This is a genomic window from Klebsiella sp. PK01 (assembly GCF_057624675.1).
Map to the genome: position 1 here is coordinate 75,302 of NZ_JBYEZM010000005.1, position 16,732 is coordinate 92,033.

Consider the following 16,732-nt stretch of genomic DNA (forward strand, 5'->3'; position numbering starts at 1 on the left):
AATGCTCAGTCAAATACAACGCTTTGGCGGCGCCATGTTTACCCCGGTTTTGCTGTTCCCATTCGCCGGGATTGTGGTGGGTATCGCCATTATGCTGCGTAATCCGATGTTTGTCGGCGAAGCGCTCACCGCACCCGATAGCCTGTTCGCGCAAATTGTTCACATCATTGAAGAGGGCGGCTGGACCGTCTTTCGTAATATGCCGCTGATTTTCGCCGTCGGCCTGCCGATTGGCCTGGCGAAGCAGGCCCAGGGCCGGGCCTGCCTGGCGGTACTGGTCAGTTTTCTTACCTGGAACTACTTCATCAACGCCATGGGGATGACCTGGGGCCACTTCTTCGGCGTTGATTTCACCCTGGATCCCACGGCGGGAAGCGGCCTGACGATGATTGCCGGGATTAAAACCCTGGATACCAGCATTATCGGGGCCATCGTTATCTCCGGCATCGTCACCGCGCTGCACAATCGTTACTTCGATAAACCGCTGCCGGTGTTCCTCGGTATTTTTCAGGGATCGTCGTTCGTGGTGATAGTTGCCTTTCTCGCGATGATCCCTTGTGCCTGGCTTACGCTGCTCGGCTGGCCGAAGGTACAGATGGGGATTGAGTCGCTGCAGGCTTTCCTGCGCTCAGCCGGCGCGCTCGGGGTGTGGGTTTACATCTTTCTTGAGCGCATTTTGATCCCGACCGGCCTGCATCACTTTGTCTATGGGCCATTTATCTTTGGTCCGGCGGTAGTGGAAGGCGGCATCCAGGTCTACTGGGCGCAGCATCTGCAGGAATTTAGCCAGAGCGTTGAACCGTTGAAAGCGCTGTTCCCTGAGGGCGGTTTTGCGCTGCATGGCAATTCGAAAGTCTTTGGTTCGGTGGGTATTGCGCTGGCGCTTTACTTCACCGCCGCGCCGCAAAACCGGGTGAAGGTCGCCGGTTTGCTGATCCCCGCCACTTTGACCGCGGTGCTGGTGGGCATTACCGAGCCACTCGAGTTTACCTTCTTGTTTATCTCACCGCTGCTATTTGCCGTGCATGCGCTGCTGGCGGCCACCATGGCGACGGTGATGTATATCTGCGGCGTCGTGGGGAACTTCGGCGGCGGCCTGCTCGATCAGTTCCTGCCGCAAAACTGGATCCCGATGTTCCATCACCACGCGTCGATGATGTTTATCCAGATAGGCATCGGCGTCTGCTTTACCGGCATCTACTTCGTCATCTTCCGCACCCTGATCCTGCGCCTGAACCTGAAAACGCCGGGTCGCGAAGACAGCGAAATCAAGCTTTACAGCAAAGCGGATTATCAGGAGGCGCGCGGTAAAACCAGCGTGGCGGCAGTTGCGGAAAACAAGCTGGGTCAGGCCGCCGGCTTCCTGCAGGCGCTGGGCGGGGCCGGCAATATTGAAAGCATCAATAACTGCGCCACCCGACTGCGTATCGCGCTGGTGGATATGGCGAAAACGCAAAGCGACGAGGTGTTTAAAGCACTCGGCGCTCACGGCGTGGTCCGCCGCGGCAACGGCATTCAGGTCATTGTTGGTCTGCATGTCCCGCAGGTTCGCGACCAGCTGGAAACCTTAATGAAAGATTCTTTATCGACCGAACACACCACCATGACGGAGGCAGTATCATGAAAAAATTCTCAGTTGTTATCGCAGGCGGCGGCAGCACCTTTACCCCTGGCATCGTTTTAATGCTGTTGGCAAACCGCGATCGTTTCCCGCTGCGGGCGCTAAAATTTTATGACAACGACGGCGCGCGTCAGGAGACTATCGCCGAAGCCTGTAAAATTATCCTCAAAGAACAGGCGCCAGAGATTGAGTTCAGCTACACCACCGACCCGCAGGCCGCCTTTAGCGATGTCGACTTCGTGATGGCGCACATCCGCGTCGGCAAATACCCGATGCGCGAGCAAGATGAAAAAATACCGCTGCGCCACGGCGTGTTGGGTCAGGAAACCTGCGGACCGGGCGGGATTGCCTATGGTATGCGCTCTATCGGCGGCGTGCTGGAGTTGGTGGATTATATGGAGAAATATTCGCCAAACGCCTGGATGCTCAACTACTCCAACCCGGCGGCGATAGTGGCTGAAGCCACCCGTCGCCTGCGGCCTAATGCTAAAATTCTCAATATTTGCGATATGCCGATCGGCATTGAAGGGCGGATGGCGCAAATCGTCGGGCTGAAAGACCGCAAACAGATGCGCGTGCGTTACTACGGCCTTAATCACTTCGGCTGGTGGACCTCGATTGAAGATCTCGACGGCAACGATTTGATGCCGAAACTGCGCGAGTATGTGGCGAAATACGGCTATGTACCGCCATCAAATGACCCGCACACCGAAGCCAGCTGGAACGATACGTTTGCCAAAGCGAAAGATGTACAGGCGCTGGATCCGCAAACGATGCCAAACACTTACCTGAAATATTATCTGTTCCCGGATTACGTGGTCGCGCACTCCAACCCGGAACGTACCCGCGCGAATGAGGTAATGGATCATCGGGAGAAAAACGTCTTTAGCGCCTGCCGGGCGATTATTGCCGCCGGTAAATCTTCCGCGGGCGATCTGGAGATTGACGAACACGCGTCGTATATCGTCGATTTAGCGACGGCTATCGCCTTTAACACTCAGGAACGAATGTTGTTGATTGTGCCGAACAATGGCGCAATCCATAACTTTGATGCCGACGCGATGGTAGAGATCCCTTGTCTGGTCGGTCATAACGGACCGGAGCCGTTGACGGTGGGCGATATTCCGCATTTCCAGAAAGGGATGATGAGCCAGCAGGTGGCGGTGGAAAAACTGGTGGTGGATGCGTGGGAGCAGCGTTCATATCACAAGCTGTGGCAGGCGATTACGCTATCGAAAACCGTACCGAGCGCCTCGGTGGCGAAAGCGATCCTCGATGACCTGATTGCCGCCAATAAAGCGTACTGGCCTGAGCTGCATTAACCCTCGTTTTACCGGCATCCATCGGGTGCCGGTTCTTCTCTCCTGTTCGTGATTTAGGCTATGCTGTGGCCTGCTTGCGTGACGAACAAGGACTGCTGATGAAAATTTCCCGCATTGGCGAAGCGCCGGATTACCGCTTTTCGCTGGCCAATGAACGCACCTTTCTGGCGTGGATCCGTACGGCGCTCGGCTTTCTCGCCGCGGGCGTCGGGCTCGATCAGCTGGCGCCGGATTTTGCCACTCCGCTTATTCGCGAAGTGCTGGCGCTGCTGCTGTGCCTGTTTGCCGGCGGGCTGGCGGTGTATGGCTATCTGCGCTGGTTGAGTAACGAAAAGGCGATGCGCCTGAAGCAGGATCTCCCCTATACCCGTACGCTGCTGGTGATTAGCGTCCTGCTGCTGGCGGTCGTGGCGGCGGTGATGCTGCTGGTGCTGTATGGCGGATAAACGCCGGGCGCGGCGGGAGAACGATCCCGGTTTACAGCCGGAGCGCACCTCGCTGGCGTGGTTCCGTACTCTGCTTGGCTACGGGGCGCTGATGGCGCTGGCGATCAAACATAACTGGCATAGCGCCGGGCTGGCGTTCTGGATATCGATTGGCGTACTGGCTGTGGTGGCGATCGTTCTCTGGCGCTACACCCGCAGCCGCCATTTAATGGATGTTGCCGAGAGCGATTTTTTGCAGCCGGGAGCAGTTCGTGACAAATTTTTGATCTCCCTCGCAGTGCTTTCGCTGTCATTATTGTTTGCTGTAACGCATCTACGGCAGATCATTTTATTTCTTAAGGATGTGACATGACAGGATGTCGGACAGAATGCCACTCCCTCGCTCACAACGAACCGGCAGTGCAGGAGGTCAAAGTTTATCGCCACCACTGCCAGCAACCGCAGCAGCTATATCGGGAGCTACGCGCGCAGGGCGTGCGCGCCGTTCGTTTTATTCCGCAGCTCAGAGCGGAAGATGCCAATGCATGGGGAAAATTCCTTTGCGCCATTTTCCATATCTGGGCGCGGGAAGATATTGGCCGCATAACGATTACGTTGTTTGAGGAAACCCTGCGTATCTGGTGCGGCGAACCGCTGCGCGAACAGCGGCAGGTGGCCGCCAATAGCGCCTGTTTTGTCTGTGCATGGCGGCGGCTGTGCGCGGGCGACGACGACCCGCTCTGTGAAGGCTACCGCCAGTTCTATGTCGCCAGCGCCCCCTGTATGCGGGTCATGCGCGATCTGCGTAAACAGCAGCGGTCACCGGGCGAACTGATGCCGCTGCTGCGAGCGATTTAACGTCCCTTCGCCAGATACTGCGCCATCTCTTCTTCCGGCACCATACCGCCGCCGGTCGCCCATACCAGGTGGGTGGCCTGACGTAGCTGTTCGTCGCTCAGTCCTTGTAGCTGATGGTACGCTTTACTGGCGCAGACGCGCTGCGGCCCTGCCATCCCGGCCAGCGCGGACGGCTCAAGGCGAATGTTTTCCGCCGTTGCCAGCCAGCCCAGCATGTCGTACATCGTTTGATCGTCAAGGGTATACAGGCCGTCGAGCAGGCGCTCCATCGCCCGGCCAACGAAGCCGGAAGCGCGGCCGACCGCCAGACCATCGGCGGCGGTCAGGTTATCAATCCCTAAATCCTGCACCGCAATCTGGTCATGGAGCCCGGTGTAAATGCCGAGCAGCATACAGGGCGAATGGGTCGGTTCGGCGAACAGACAGTGAACGTGGTCGCCAAACGCCAGTTTCAGGCCGAATGCGACGCCCCCGGGGCCGCCGCCAACGCCGCATGGCAGATAGACGAACAGCGGGTGATCGGCATCGACCACGCGTCCTGCCTGGGCAAACTGCGCTTTCAGGCGTTCGCCGGCCACGGCATAGCCGAGGAACAGCGTGCGCGAGTTTTCATCGTCGATGAAGAAACAGTTCGGGTCGGATTCCGCCGCCTTGCGCCCCTGTTCGACCGCCACGCCGTAATCTTCTTCATACTCAACGACCGTTACGCCGTGGCTGCGCAGTTTGGCCTTTTTCCATGCGCGGGCATCCGCCGACATATGCACCGTGACCTTAAAACCGATGCGCGCGCTCATGATGCCGATCGACATACCGAGGTTGCCGGTAGAACCGACGGCGATGCTGTACTGGCTGAAGAACTGTTTGAATTCCGGCGTCAGCAATTTGCGATAATCATCTGCGATGGTGAGCAGTCCGGCTTCCAGCGCGAGCTTTTCCGCATGGGTCAGCACTTCATAAATGCCGCCGCGCGCCTTAATGGAACCCGAAATCGGCAGGTGGCTATCTTTTTTCAGTAACAGATCGCCATTAATCGGCTGATTGAATTGTTGCTCGAGGCGGCGTTTCATTGCCGGAATGGCAACCACTTCTGATTCGATAATCCCGCCGGTGGCGGCCGTTTCTGGAAAGGCTTCCGCCAGATACGGCGCGAAGCGCTGCAGGCGTTCGTGAGCGTCTTTTACATCTGCGGCGGTCAAGCCGACATAGGGCAAACCTTGCGCCAGCGTCGTCGTCGCCGGGTTAAACCAGGTGGTTTCTTTCAGCGCGATCAGCTCCTGCACAAGCGGGAAGGTCGCGGTTAATTGGGTCAGGTCAGCGTTTTTCATATTACGTCTCGTTCGCTTAGATGATGAAAGAAAGCAGGAAGGTGGCGGCGAGTGCAAGTAAAGAAGCGATAAATGTCGCCGTCGTATAATACTTGAACGTTTCGCTGAGGCTTGCGCCACAGTATTGTTTCACCAGCCAGAACAGGGAATCCGTTACGATCGTGCAGCCAATGGCGCCGGAACCGATGGCAATAGCGATGATCTCCGGGCTTACGCCGGGATACAGCGGCAGCATCGGGGCGACGATAGCGGTGGCGCCCATCATGGCCACGGTAGCGGAACCGACGGCGGCGTGAAGGATCAGTGCCACCAGCCAGGCCAGCAGAATCGGATGCATATGCAGATTCGAGAGGATCACCGCCAGGCTATCGGCCAGGCCGCTGGATTTCAAAATCGCGTTGAACGCGCCGCCCGCGCCAATAATCAGCAGAATATTAGCAATCGATCCGAAGCCGTTTTCAGTATGAGTCAGCAGGACGCCCATCCCCATCTGGCGACGAATACCGAGAATGTAATAAGCGACAAAAACGGCAATAAACATCGCGGTGATCGGGTTGCCGATAAATTCCAGCAACATATACAGCGTGCCGCCTTTAGCCATGTTCAATTCAGCGACGGTTTTCACCAGCATCAGCCCAATCGGTAGCAGCACGGTAAATAGCGTAGCGCCGAGCGAGGGCAGCGTCGATTCTTCGCGTACTTCAAGGTTGGAAAACTCGGTCGGCACCGGTTTAAACGGCAGGCGGTTGCCGAGCAGCTTGAGGAACAATGGGCCGCCAACCAGCGAGGCAATCAGGCCCACCAGCAGGCCATAGACGATGACCGTACCGATATCTGCGCCGAGTTTATTCGCCACGAACAGCGCGGCCGGATGCGGCGGCACCACGCAATGCACCGCCATCAGCGCGGTACACAGGGGGATGGCCAGCTTCAGCAGCGAGGTATTGGTTTTTTTGGCAATGGAGAACGCCAGCGGGATTAGCAGCACCACGCCGACTTCAACAAACAGCGTAATACCGCAGATCAGGCCAACCAGCACCATAATTACGTCCGCCGACAACCAGCGACAGCGCTGTAGCGCCAGGCCGATGCGTTCCGCCGCGCCGGAGACTTCCATCATCTTCCCGAGGATGGTACCGAGACCGATCACCGCCGCCAGGAAGCCAAGCGTACCGCCAATACCGCTCTCAATGGCGTTGACCATATCCAGCGGCCCCATGCCCATCATCGCGCCGACGAAAAAGCTCGCCAGCAGGAGCGCCAGAAACGGATGAAACTTCAGTTTGACGATCGTTAAAACGATTAACACGATACTGATAAATAGCGTGCCTACCACCCAGATTTGAGATTCCATACCCCACCTCGCCGTAGATAACGTGTGGTTATTGAACAGAAAAGCGACATAGGCTGACAAACGATATAAATCGCTTTTCAGGTGAGCCAAATTGATGCAATAGCGTGATTTGGTTCTTAAATAGCCCGTTAAATGTGTATTGGGTCACTTTTATTCATCTTTCAGGCGCGCTCCGGCTGCGTTTTTTTTACACTTACCGGCAAAGAAAAGGCGAGGAATTGTGATGGATGTGATGAAAGAGATAGGCAATCGGCTGCTGAACGGCTGGCAGTTGTCAAAGCTGTACACCTTTGAAGTCGCGGCTCGCCATGAGTCCTTTGCACTGGCGGCGGAAGAGCTGTCGCTGACGCCGAGCGCAGTTAGCCATCGCATCAACCAGCTGGAAGAAGAGCTGGGTATTCAGCTATTTATACGTTCTCACCGCAGGGTGGAGCTGACCCGCGAGGGGCGGCGGGTATTCTGGGCGTTGAAATCCTCGCTGGATAGCCTTAACCAGGAGATTCTGGATATTAAAAATCAGGAGCTCTCCGGCACGCTGACGGTGTACTCGCGCCCGTCGATCGCGCAGTGCTGGCTGGTACCGGCGCTGGGCGATTTCACTCGCCGCTATCCGTCCATCTCGCTGACTGTGCTCACCGGCAACGATAACGTCAATCTACAGCGCGCGGGTATCGATCTGGCAATCTATTTTGATGACGCGCCGTCAACACAGCTCAGCCATCATTTTCTGATGGATGAAGCGATCGTGCCGGTATGTACGCCGAAATACGCGCAACAGCAGCAGTTAATCCACAATCCAGGCAATCTGCGCTACTGCACGTTACTCCATGACCGCCAGGCATGGAGCAATGATTCCGGCACCGATGAGTGGTTCAGCTGGGCGCAGCAATTTGCAATTGAATTGCCGCAATCGTCGGGTATCGGCTTCGATCGTTCTGATTTAGCGGTGATTGCGGCGATGAATGACGTCGGGGTAGCGATGGGGCGTAAGCGGTTGGTGCAGAAGCGGTTAGAGAGCGGGGAGCTTATTGCGCCGTTCGGCGACATGACGCTGAAGTGTCACCAGCACTACTATGTGACGACCCTGCCGGGCCGTCAGTGGCCGAAAATCGACGCCTTTATCGAATGGCTGCACAGCCTGACATAGGGCGTAAGCCGCCACCCGGGGGATTTCCCTGCTTGCGCTACGCTTAGCAGGGCTACGGTTCTGCGCAACCCACTGCCGGGGGCCTTCATCAGAACGGTAGCCCGGATAAGGCGTAAGCCGCTATCCGGGGATTTCCCTGCTTGCGCTGCGCTTAGCAGGGTTACGGTTCTACGGAACCCACCGCCGGGGCCTTCATCAGAACGGTAGCCCGGATAAGGCGTAAGCCGCTATCCGGGGATTTCCCTGCTTGCGCTACGCTTAGCAGGGCTACGGTTCTACGGAACCCACCGCCGGGGCCTTCATCAGAACGGTAGCCCGGATAAGGCGTAAGCCGCTATCCGGGGGATTTCCCTGCTTGCGCTACGCTTAGCAGGGCTACGGTTCTGCGCAACCCACTGCCGGGGGCCTTCATCAGAACGGTAGTCCGGATAAGGCGTAAGCCGCTATCCGGGGATTTCCCTGCTTGCGCTACGCTTAGCAGGGTTACGGTTCTACGGAACCCACCGCCGGGGCCCTTCATCAGAACGGTAGTCCGGATAAGGCGTAAGCCGCTATCCGGGGATTTCCCTGCTTGCGCTACGCTTAGCAGGGTTACGGTTCTACGGAACCCACCGCCGGGGCCTTCATCAGAACGGTAGCCCGGATAAGGCGTAAGCCGCATCCGGGGATTTCCCTGCTTGCTCTGCGCTTAGCAGGGCTACGGTTCTACGGAACCCACCGCCGGGGGCCTTCATCAGAACGGTAGCCCGGATAAGGCGTAAGCCGCTATCCGGGGAGCGCCATCGGCGCTTATACCGGCTGCTGGTGGCTGGTAAAGCGCGAGGCCAGCGGCAGCCAGCACAGCAGAATCAACAGCCCCATTAACATCATCAGCAGGCCGAGGCTGCTTTGCCCCGTTTGCGGCATCATCGCCGACAGCCAGGCCAGCACGCCGGAGCCGATATTCTGCAAGCCGCCAACCAGCGCGCCAGCGGTACCGGCGAGGAACGGAAATGGCTCCATCGCGCCGCTGGTAGCCAGCGGGAACAACATACCCGCGCCGAAGAAGAACAGCGCCGCAGGCACCAATAATGTCCAGACGGTCATAATGCCGAACAGCCCCGGCAACCACATCATAACTCCCGCCAGCAGGCAGCAGATAACCGACTGCCACATTAGCGTTGAGAAGCGTTTATTCGGACGGCCAGCGAACCACGCGCCGAAGAACGCCGCCGGGATCGGCAGAATAAACAGAATACTGACCGCCATACTGCTCAGGCCGAGCACCGCGCCCATCAGCACGCCGGAACAGGCTTCGAACACCGCAATCCCGGCCAGCCCGCCCACCAGCATCAGCAGGTAACAGTTAAAGGCGCCGGTACCGAACAGCGTTTTGTAACTGGCCAGTAGTTTCGTCCGCGGCGCGCCTTGTGGCCGCGTTTCCGGCATCCATTTCGCCATGCTGAAGGTCACGCCCGCGCACAGCACCAGTAAGAAGGCGTAGCAGGCGCGCCAGTTCCACAGGGTATCGAGGATGCCGCCGAGCAGCGGCGCAATCAGCGGGCTGACCAGTATCCCCATATTTAACAAACTGTTGGCGTGACGTAGCTGCGCGCCTTCATACAGGTCTCGCGGCAGGGTGCGCGCCATGACGCCGCCGACGCCGGTGCCCATCCCCTGCATGGCGCTGGCGGCGATCAACACCGGCAGGCTATGGGTGGTGATGGCAACCAGCGTCGCCAGCATAAAAATAGACATCCCGACGAGGATCACCGGGCGGCGGCCCACGCGGTCAGAGAGCGGGCCGTAGAACAGCTGCGAAATGCCGTACGTCAGGAGGTAGGCCGCCATTACGCTTTGTACTGCCCCTTCACGGACGTTAAGCGATACCGCCATGTCGGCGATAGCCGGAATATAAATGGTCTGCGCCATCTGGCCAACGGCCACCAGCAGTACCAGCATCAACAACAAATTGAAGTTCTTATGCCGTTTCATGTCGATGAATACTTCGTGAGCAATGAGAAATGAAGAATATGTGACTGGCACACCCCTTAAACGATGGAGGAATCTACCACAATAAAATGACAGAACAACTACATAGCACCGATTGTTGGGGAAAATTCAGGCAGGTTTTGTAAACAGGATCGGCAACTAATGTTGCCATTTTAATCTATGAGAGACGCAGCAGGATTGCTCCAGCGGCAATACCACAGGCGGCAACGATGCGCAGCGCTACCACTTGTTCCTTCAGGACGATAAATGCGATCAGCGCGCCGAACAGAATGGAGGTTTCACGCAGCGCGGCGACCACCGCCAGCGGCGCCTGAGTCATCGCCCATAGCGCCAGGCCGTAGGATCCCATGGTGCCGACGCCGCCGAAGATGCCCTTTTTCCAGTGCTGGCGTAAATAACGGCTGGCTTCGCGCCGCCGTGCCGCCATCGCCCAGCACAGCAGGCAGCAACTGTTCATAAAAAAGGTCCACAGGGTATAGCCGAGCGCCGATCCCGCCAGCCGAACCCCGGTGCCATCCACCAGCGTATAGCCCGCGATAAAACAGGCGTTGATCAGCGCCAGCATGATGCCTTTGCGGGAACTGACGCGGCCGTTGAAGGCCATTGCCAGAATCGCCAGACAGATGACGCCAATACCCAACCAGGCCAGCGGCGATAAGCGATCGCCGAGAAATATCACGCTGATAGCCGCGACCAGCAGCGGCGCGGTGCCGCGCATTAGCGGATAGGTCTGGCTCATATCCGACACCTGATAGGTCTTCGCCACCAGTACCGTATACACCACCTGTAATACACATGACGCCACCAGATAGGGGGCGCTGGCCAGCGTCGGTTGTGGCGCGAAGGGGAGCATCACCAGGGCGATCAGCGAGGCCGACCCGCTGACGCTTATCGCCGCGTACATTTTATCGCCGCTGGCTTTGACGATAGCGTTCCAGCTGGCGTGCAGCAGTGCGGCGAACAGCAAAATGCAGAATACGGTGATGGTCATCGCAGGCAAATTCAGCAGTTAAGGTCAGCGGACTGTAACACGCGCCCGCTGCGCCAACCAGCCGCGCTTACAGCGAGCAGAACAGGCGATGCGTAACCCGAGGCTCATCGTATACCGGGCGGAAACCAAAGCGTTCATAAAAGGGCCAGGCCTGCGCCGGGGCATGGGTATTAAGGAAATCGAACCAGGCGCCGGAATGCGTGATGACCGAGACCAGCAGCTGCTGGCCAATTCCCTGGCGGCGATGGCTATCGCGAATATAGAGATGGCGAATGCGCCCGGCCCGCGGCTGCTGGCTGAAGGGGTCGACGTTCAGACCGCAGACCCCAACTAACTGGCCACGGACGAACGCGCCCAGCAGCTTTTCACCAGGGGCGTTAAAGCGGTTTTTGCCGCTTTGCCAGTTTTCCGCCAGCCGACGCAGCATATTGAAGTGCTGTTCAAGGCTTTCGGCGCGTAGCGCGACGAACCCCGGATCATCCGGCGTCGTTGCGGCAATTAATAGCGGTGGCATGGTTCCTCCATCAAGTCATCCCGGAACGCCCGCAGGGCGCCTGCAGGGGGGCGGTTGCCCACCCCCCTCAGGTGCGACTTGAACCTGAATCAGCGGAACTGTTTCAGGACTGCATCAAGTAGTTGCAACACAGCAACCATGAGTTTCAGGATTAAAATAATAATATCCATTCCGCCCATACGCGCGTCTCCTGTGGTTAAGGAGCACAATAAGCTGACGTACCTTTCCGCTGCCTGTTGCCAGCTTATCCCTGTTCTCACAGGGGTTGCGCAGTGATGGCCGCACGGGCCGGACACGACGCATTGTTGACGTAACACAGTGTGCTCTCTCGGGGTTAAGGCACTGACGGCACCACCCGTTTCAGCCAGGACTTCGTTGCGCCGGTCAAACTTGCGGCCCCCGAATGGCACAAAGTGAACACATCCAGTATAGATAAATACTGTATGCATGAACAGTATTTTTTGGACAAATTCGCACCCGCCATCCATACTCTATGACAGAGAAATTTCGACCTTAAATTGCGCGAATTGCAGCGATCGCGTATACTTTTGTCGTTGACGTAATACAGTGTGCTTGCGGCTACCACCCGTAAAAATGCTGATAAAAACCTCGCTCCGGCGGGGTTTTTTGTTTTCTGCCGCTGATGTCGCGAATTGTGATCTTTCGCGCAAATTCTCGTGGATGAAAATAAATCCATTGTGAAAACGCAAAACCTGTGTTTGTATAAATTCAGCTTATTTTTTGACACAACAGGTCCCTAATGAACGCTGCCATGATGACTTCGACCCTACTAAAAACCGCGCCTGCCGCGGTGGTCGTCGTGTCTGTGGTGGTCGTCGTCGGCAATGCGCCGTAGGGTCCGGAACAACACGAATTCCAAACCCCGCCGGCGCAAACCGAGCGGGGTTTTTTGTTGGCGAGCCCCCCGGTAAAGTCGGCCCAGAATAAAAGGACTGGAGCATGGCAAGTTCGGGCACCACATCAAACACAATGCGCTTTACCGGCGCGCAGCTGGTTGTTCATTTACTGGAACGCCAGGGTATCACTATGGTCAGCGGCATTCCGGGCGGCTCCATCCTGCCCATCTACGATGCCTTGAGCCAAAGCACGCAGATCCGCCACATTCTGGCGCGCCACGAGCAGGGGGCGGGTTTTATCGCTCAGGGGATGGCGCGTACCGAAGGTAAACCCGCGGTCTGCATGGCCTGTAGCGGCCCGGGCGCCACCAACCTGATTACCGCCATCGCCGATGCCCGCCTCGATTCTATTCCGCTGGTCTGCATCACCGGCCAGGTTCCGGCCTCAATGATCGGCACCGATGCCTTCCAGGAAGTCGATACCTACGGCATCTCTATCCCCATCACCAAGCATAACTACCTGGTGCGCGACATCGCCGAGCTGCCGCAGGTGATGAGCGACGCCTTCCGTATTGCCCAGTCCGGGCGACCGGGCCCGGTGTGGATAGATATTCCTAAGGATGTGCAGTCGGCGACGATTGAACTGGAAACGCTGCCTGAGCCAGGCGAGCGCGCCCCGGCACCGGCATTCGCGCCTGAAAGCGTGCGTGAAGCGGCGGCAATGATCAACGCGGCGAAACGCCCGGTACTGTATCTGGGCGGCGGCGTGATTAACGCGCCGCAGCCGATTCGGGACCTGGCGGAAAAAGCCAACCTGCCGACCACCATGACCTTAATGGCGCTGGGTATGCTGCCGAAGGCGCATCCGTTGTCGCTGGGCATGCTGGGGATGCACGGCGCGCGCAGCACTAACTTTATTCTGCAAGAAGCTGACTTACTGATTGTTTTAGGTGCGCGTTTTGATGACCGGGCGATTGGCAAGACCGAGCAGTTCTGCCCGAACGCGAAGATTATTCACGTCGATATCGACCGCTCGGAGCTGGGCAAAATTAAGCAACCGCACGTAGCGATTCAGGGCGATGTGGCGGAGGTCTTAGCCCAGCTTATTCCGCAGATTGAAGCGCAGCCGCGTGATGAGTGGCGCCAGTTGGTGGCTGATTTACAAAGAGAATTCCCCTGCGCCATCCCGCAGGAAAGCGACCCGCTCTCCCATTACGGCCTGATTAACGCCGTGGCCGCCTGCGTTGATGATGAGGCGATCATCACCACCGACGTTGGCCAGCATCAGATGTGGACGGCGCAGGCCTATCCGCTCAACCGTCCGCGCCAGTGGCTGACTTCCGGCGGTCTCGGTACCATGGGCTTCGGCCTGCCGGCGGCCATCGGCGCGGCGCTGGCCAATCCACAGCGTAAGGTTATTTGCTTTTCTGGCGACGGCAGCCTGATGATGAATATTCAGGAGATGGCCACCGCTGCCGAAAATCAGCTGGATGTAAAAATCATCCTGATGAACAACGAAGCGCTGGGGCTGGTGCATCAGCAGCAGAGCCTGTTCTATCAACAGGGCGTCTTCGCCGCGACCTATCCGGGGATGATTAACTTTATGCAGATCGCTGCCGGTTTTGGTCTGCAAACCTGTGATTTAAATAACGAATCAGATCCGCAGGCGGCGCTGCAGGCGATTATCGACCGCCCAGGTCCGGCGCTGATCCACGTGCGTATCGACGCGCAGCAGAAAGTGTATCCGATGGTACCGCCGGGTGCGGCCAATACTGAGATGGTGGGGGAATAAGCCATGCAAAAGCAACACGATAACGTCATTCTGGAACTCACCGTCCGCAACCACCCTGGCGTCATGACCCACGTCTGCGGGCTATTTGCCCGCCGCGCGTTTAACGTTGAAGGCATTCTCTGCTTGCCGATCCAGGGCAGCGAGCACAGCCGCATCTGGCTGCTGGTAAATGATGACCAGCGGCTGGGGCAGATGATTAGCCAGATTGAAAAGCTGGAAGATGTCACCAACGTGGCGCGTAACCAGTCCGATCCCACCATGTTTAACAAAATTGCGGTGTTCTTCGAATAACGCTCAAGGCTTGAACAGCTACGCGCTTACCGCTAAGGTAAGCGCCTTTGCCGGATGGCGCTGCGCTTATCCGGCCTACAGGGAGTGAATCCGTAGGCCGGATAAGGCGTTTACGCCGCCATCCGGCGCTTTCAGGCACCAGGAAACACCATGACTACCATCGCCCTTATTGACGATCATTTGATTGTCCGCTCCGGTTTTGCTCAGCTGCTGGGGCTGGAAGCTGATTTTCAGGTTGTCGCTGAATTCGGCTGTGGACGGGAGGCGCTGGCGGGGCTACCGGGGCGCGGTGTACAGGTCTGTATCTGCGATATCTCAATGCCGGATATTTCCGGGCTGGAGCTGCTAAGCCAATTGCCGAAGGGGATGGCGACCATCATGCTGTCGGTGCACGATAGCCCAGCGCTGATCGAGCAGGCGCTGAACGCCGGCGCGCGCGGCTTCCTGTCGAAACGCTGCAGTCCGGATGAACTTATCGCCGCGGTCCGCACGGTGGCGGCGGGCGGTTGCTATCTCACGCCGGATATCGCCATGAAGCTGGCTGCAGGGCGCCAGGATCCGCTCACCAAACGTGAACGCCAGGTGGCGGAAAAGCTGGCGCAGGGCATGGCGGTGAAAGAGATCGCCGCCGAGCTTGGCCTATCGCCGAAAACCGTTCACGTTCACCGCGCCAACCTGCTGGAAAAACTGGGCGTCAGTAACGACGTTGAGCTGGCGCGCCGCATGTTCGATAGCTGGCAATGAAGGCCGTCGTCTCACGATTGCTGTCGGTGATCGGCTGCGCCTTTATCTTCTCAGCCGCCTGGTTCTGCCTGTGGAGCATCAGTCTGCATCTGGTGGAACGCGCGGACCTGGCGGTGCTGCTGTTTCCCTTTGGCCTGCGTTTAGGGCTGATGCTGCAGTGCCCGCGTGGCTACTGGCCGGTGCTGCTGGGAGCCGAGTGGCTGCTTATCTTCTGGCTGGCGCAGGAAGTGGCGCTGGCGCACCCTATAATATTGATGACCGGAAGTCTGCTGACCCTGCTGCCGGTAGCGTTGATTTCACGCTATCGCCATCAGCGCGACTGGCTGACATTATTGCGCCAGGGCGGGGCGCTGATCGCCGCCTCGCTGCTGCAATCGCTGCCGTGGTTGGCGCAAGGGAGCGAAGGATTGACCGCGCTGTTGTTGACGTTGACCGGCGGCCTGACGCTGGCGCCGACGTGCCTGGTTATCTGGCACTATCTTACCAGCACCGTCTGGCGGCCGCTGGGACCGTCGCTGGTGTCGCAGCCGGTTAACTGGCGTGGCCGACATCTGATCTGGTACCTGCTGCTCTTTACCGTCAGCCTGTGGCTACAGCTCGGGTTGCCCGCCGAACTCTCCCGCTTTACCCCTTTTTGTCTGGCGCTGCCGATTATCGCTCTCGCCTGGCACTATGGCTGGCAGGGGGCGCTGATCGCCACCCTGATGAACGCCATCGCGCTGATTGCCAGCCAGACCTGGCACGATCACCCGGTTGATTTATTGCTTTCACTGCTGGCCCAGAGCCTGACCGGACTGCTGCTGGGAGCAGGGATCCAGCGATTGCGCGAGCTTAACCTGTCGCTACAGAACGAGCTGGCGCGTAATCGGCGGCTGGCGGAACGCCTGCTGGAAACGGAAGAGAGCGTGCGGCGCGACGTGGCGCGCGAGCTCCACGATGATATTGGCCAGACTATCACGGCAATTCGCACCCAGGCGGGGATCGTGCAGCGTCTGGCGCCACACAACGGTAGCGTACGGCAGAGCGGTCAGTTGATAGAACAGCTATCGCTGGGGGTTTACGACTCCGTGCGAAGACTGCTTGGTCGTCTGCGTCCGCGCCAGCTTGACGATCTGCCGCTTGAACAGGCGATACGTTCGTTGATGCGCGAAATGGAACTGGAAGACCGCGGCATCGTCAGCCACCTTGAATGGCGGATTAACGAGGCGGGGCTGAGCGAAAACCAGCGCGTAACGCTGTTTCGCGTTTGCCAGGAGGGACTGAATAATATCGTCAAGCACGCCAGCGCCAGCGCCGTCACCCTCCAGGGCTGGCAGCAGGATGGGCGATTGATGCTGGTGCTGGAGGATGACGGCTGCGGCCTGCCGCCGGGTTCGAATCTGCAGGGATTCGGCCTGACCGGCATGCGTGAACGCGTGACCGCGCTGGGCGGTACGTTAACTATCTCCTGCACACACGGTACCCGCGTGTGCGTCAATCTACCGCTGCGTTACGCCTGA

General features: G+C 58.1%; 17 protein-coding genes and 1 pseudogene. 11 read left to right on the forward strand and 7 right to left on the reverse strand.

The window, feature by feature from the left end; genetic code table 11:
• Position 1 precedes the first annotated feature (1 nt).
• From AC22LX_RS16635 to AC22LX_RS16655, 5 genes are all read left to right on the forward strand, one after another.
• Positions 2-1,624 carry an alpha-glucoside-specific PTS transporter subunit IIBC gene (locus AC22LX_RS16635; protein ID WP_049059678.1) on the forward strand — a complete coding sequence of 541 codons (1,623 nt, stop codon included), beginning with the start codon at positions 2-4 and terminating at the stop codon, positions 1,622-1,624.
• A complete protein-coding gene (locus AC22LX_RS16640; RefSeq protein WP_020077628.1) occupies positions 1,621-2,943 on the forward strand; it encodes a 6-phospho-alpha-glucosidase in 1,323 nt (440 codons plus the stop codon). Before AC22LX_RS16635 ends, AC22LX_RS16640 begins: the two co-directional genes overlap by 4 nt.
• A gap of 98 nt (positions 2,944-3,041) precedes the next feature.
• Positions 3,042-3,389 carry a YidH family protein gene (locus AC22LX_RS16645; RefSeq protein ID WP_015369053.1) on the forward strand — a complete coding sequence of 116 codons (348 nt, stop codon included), beginning with the start codon at positions 3,042-3,044 and terminating at the stop codon, positions 3,387-3,389.
• Entirely contained in the window at positions 3,379-3,741 is a 363-nt protein-coding gene (locus AC22LX_RS16650) for a DUF202 domain-containing protein (protein WP_015369054.1), read from the forward strand. Before AC22LX_RS16645 ends, AC22LX_RS16650 begins: the two co-directional genes overlap by 11 nt.
• Positions 3,738-4,226 carry a radical SAM protein gene (locus AC22LX_RS16655; RefSeq protein ID WP_063447573.1) on the forward strand — a complete coding sequence of 163 codons (489 nt, stop codon included), beginning with the start codon at positions 3,738-3,740 and terminating at the stop codon, positions 4,224-4,226. The genes AC22LX_RS16650 and AC22LX_RS16655 overlap by 4 nt, the downstream gene beginning before the upstream one ends.
• On the opposite strand, the gene dsdA is transcribed toward AC22LX_RS16655, so the two are convergent.
• Positions 4,223-5,551 carry a D-serine ammonia-lyase gene (dsdA, locus tag AC22LX_RS16660; RefSeq protein WP_047044636.1) on the reverse strand — a complete coding sequence of 443 codons (1,329 nt, stop codon included), beginning with the start codon at positions 5,549-5,551 and terminating at the stop codon, positions 4,223-4,225. The genes AC22LX_RS16655 and dsdA overlap by 4 nt on opposite strands.
• Before the next feature lie 16 nt (positions 5,552-5,567).
• Positions 5,568-6,905, reverse strand: coding sequence for a D-serine transporter DsdX (gene dsdX / locus AC22LX_RS16665; protein WP_045389052.1), 1,338 nt, complete (start codon positions 6,903-6,905; stop codon positions 5,568-5,570).
• Positions 6,906-7,128: 223 nt separating this feature from the next.
• On the opposite strand from dsdX, the gene dsdC reads away from it, so the two are divergent.
• Positions 7,129-8,052, forward strand: a complete 924-nt coding sequence (dsdC, locus tag AC22LX_RS16670; RefSeq protein WP_045395944.1) for a DNA-binding transcriptional regulator DsdC — start codon at positions 7,129-7,131, stop codon at positions 8,050-8,052.
• 789 nt (positions 8,053-8,841) lie between these two features.
• On the opposite strand, the gene emrD is transcribed toward dsdC, so the two are convergent.
• From emrD to AC22LX_RS16695, 5 genes and pseudogenes are all read right to left on the reverse strand, one after another.
• Entirely contained in the window at positions 8,842-10,026 is a 1,185-nt protein-coding gene (gene emrD, locus AC22LX_RS16675; protein ID WP_045397794.1) for a multidrug efflux MFS transporter EmrD, read from the reverse strand.
• A 175-nt stretch (positions 10,027-10,201) separates the two neighbouring features.
• Complete coding sequence (locus AC22LX_RS16680; protein WP_487334104.1) at positions 10,202-11,035, reverse strand: EamA family transporter; 834 nt, start codon at positions 11,033-11,035, stop codon at positions 10,202-10,204.
• A gap of 67 nt (positions 11,036-11,102) precedes the next feature.
• Positions 11,103-11,549: a GNAT family N-acetyltransferase gene (locus tag AC22LX_RS16685; RefSeq protein WP_045397801.1), complete on the reverse strand. Its 447-nt coding sequence runs from the start codon at positions 11,547-11,549 to the stop codon at positions 11,103-11,105.
• Positions 11,550-11,638: 89 nt separating this feature from the next.
• Positions 11,639-11,758: a type I toxin-antitoxin system toxin TisB gene (tisB, locus tag AC22LX_RS16690; protein WP_004145059.1), complete on the reverse strand. Its 120-nt coding sequence runs from the start codon at positions 11,756-11,758 to the stop codon at positions 11,639-11,641.
• A 370-nt stretch (positions 11,759-12,128) separates the two neighbouring features.
• Positions 12,129-12,297 (reverse strand): annotated as a pseudogene (locus tag AC22LX_RS16695) (hypothetical protein).
• Positions 12,298-12,309: 12 nt separating this feature from the next.
• Between AC22LX_RS16695 and ivbL the strand changes: the two are divergent.
• The 5 genes from ivbL to uhpB all read left to right on the forward strand — a co-directional run bounded on the left by ivbL (position 12,310) and on the right by uhpB (position 16,732).
• Positions 12,310-12,405 (forward strand): ilvB operon leader peptide IvbL, encoded by a 96-nt coding sequence (gene ivbL, locus AC22LX_RS16700; RefSeq protein ID WP_016162016.1) that lies wholly within the window; start codon positions 12,310-12,312, stop codon positions 12,403-12,405.
• Between the two features lie 104 nt (positions 12,406-12,509).
• The gene (ilvB, locus tag AC22LX_RS16705) at positions 12,510-14,198 is read left to right on the forward strand and encodes an acetolactate synthase large subunit (protein ID WP_063416240.1); all 1,689 of its coding nucleotides are present in this window, start codon (positions 12,510-12,512) and stop codon (positions 14,196-14,198) included.
• A gap of 3 nt (positions 14,199-14,201) precedes the next feature.
• A complete protein-coding gene (ilvN, locus tag AC22LX_RS16710; protein ID WP_016162014.1) occupies positions 14,202-14,489 on the forward strand; it encodes an acetolactate synthase small subunit in 288 nt (95 codons plus the stop codon).
• 150 nt (positions 14,490-14,639) lie between these two features.
• Positions 14,640-15,233: a response regulator transcription factor UhpA gene (uhpA, locus tag AC22LX_RS16715; protein ID WP_015369064.1), complete on the forward strand. Its 594-nt coding sequence runs from the start codon at positions 14,640-14,642 to the stop codon at positions 15,231-15,233.
• A gap of 17 nt (positions 15,234-15,250) precedes the next feature.
• On the forward strand, positions 15,251-16,732 hold the full coding sequence (gene uhpB, locus AC22LX_RS16720) for a signal transduction histidine-protein kinase/phosphatase UhpB (protein WP_161801903.1): 1,482 nt from the start codon (positions 15,251-15,253) through the stop codon (positions 16,730-16,732).